Origin of the sequence: Microbacterium sp. H6, from assembly GCF_003314775.1 — a bacterium.
GTDB lineage: Bacteria > Actinomycetota > Actinomycetes > Actinomycetales > Microbacteriaceae > Microbacterium > Microbacterium oxydans.
The window spans coordinates 1-1482 of sequence record NZ_QOAY01000164.1 but is presented as its reverse complement, the minus strand read 5'-3'; the positions used below and the strand labels follow the sequence as shown (position 1 = coordinate 1482).

Here is a 1482-nt window from a genome sequence, read left to right as displayed (position 1 = left end):
ACCGCCGAGCCTCGGGGTCTGCGCAGGATCGACGTATCGCGGCGGAATGAACCACACCCGCGCGCCGCTCCCAGTCCCCCTCCTACTCCCGCCCCCACTCCTACTCATACTCCCGGCATCGTCGATACGGATCTCCCACCCGTTGTCGTGGATGCGGTGGTGACACGTTTCGCACAGCAGTACCCCGTTGGAGAGGTCGGTCGGCCCGTGATCTCGTTTCCACCAGCGGATGTGATGGGCCTTCGTCATCTCGGGCGGCAATCCGCACATCGCGCATCCCCCGTCGCGCTCCACCAGCGCCAGCCGTTGTGCGCGGGTGAACAGCCGCTTCTCCCGACCCCATTCGAGGATCTCGCTGTCGCCACCGAGAACGCACGGGATCACACCGCCACCGGCCGCCATCCTGCGCGCAGCTCCGACGCTGACCGGGTGATCGACACCATCCAGGGTCGCCGACCCCGTGCCGGCTTCCAGATCGTCGAGGTTCATCCGCACGATCACCGTCGCACCCGCTACCGGCACCCGCTGCTCGCACCCGAGCACGTGCGCACAGAACACCGCCAGAGCATCAGCTTGGATCATCGGCACCGTCCGGCGGTCCGCATCGGGCGCACCCTCGTCGGGCGCATCTTTTCGCGCGGCGAACGCGGCGGTCACGTACCCCCGGATCGCGGTGACCACCGGAGCCGCGGTCTCGACGTCGAGCACCGCGTTCAGATGCACCATGCCGTCACGCTCGAACAGCGATAGCGCACGTCTGTTGCGCCGTTCGTCCTCCCTGGGCTCCAGACCGTCCGGGTCGAGCCATGCTTCCGCGCGGACCACGAGCTTGCGCACATCGTCGAGCGCCAAACCCGCCGCTTTCTCCGCCAGCACCCGCTCGCCTTCGGCGATACGCTCCGCTCCCGCGGCGATCCGACAGCGATCGAGGAGCGCGATGATCACCGCGGCGGCCGGGGCGCCGAGCGCACCCGAGTCGAGTGCCGTACTCACCGACGGGTACTTCGCCGGCAGAGGGGCGCCCAGGAGGTCGCTGCGGGGTGCAGTCGCTTCGCCCACCTTGACGAGGCGCGAGGCATCGCCCGTCGACACTCCCGTCGCAGCCGCGATCAGCGTCGCCGGATTGCGGTAGCCCTGCTGCTTCGCCAGGCTCTCCGCGCCGAGCTCTGGACGCGACTCACGCGATATGCACGCCGCCACCGAGACATGCACGGCATCCAACCGACGCCGCAGCACCCCGATCGACTCGCTCACCACCATCAACTGCTCGCGCGACAGGTCTCCGGAGTCGTCGGCATCCGACCACGCCTCATCGAGGCGGGACATCGCCTCGTGCAACGCGGTCAATCTGGACATGCTTCATTTTATCGCGGATCGTGCCGAGATTCGAAGATTTGTTCGATCGCATGCTGGTGAGACCGGTATCCCGAAAGCCACCCTCCCCGGACCGACCCACCAGGCCCACCAGGCCTACCAGGCCCG

General features: G+C 67.9%; 1 protein-coding gene. It reads right to left on the bottom strand.

From position 1 onward, the window contains the following. Positions 1-1356 (bottom strand): HNH endonuclease signature motif containing protein (locus tag DSP71_RS10250; protein WP_258546368.1); only part of this gene is annotated, 1356 nt, incomplete at its 3' end. Positions 1357-1482 lie beyond the last annotated feature (126 nt).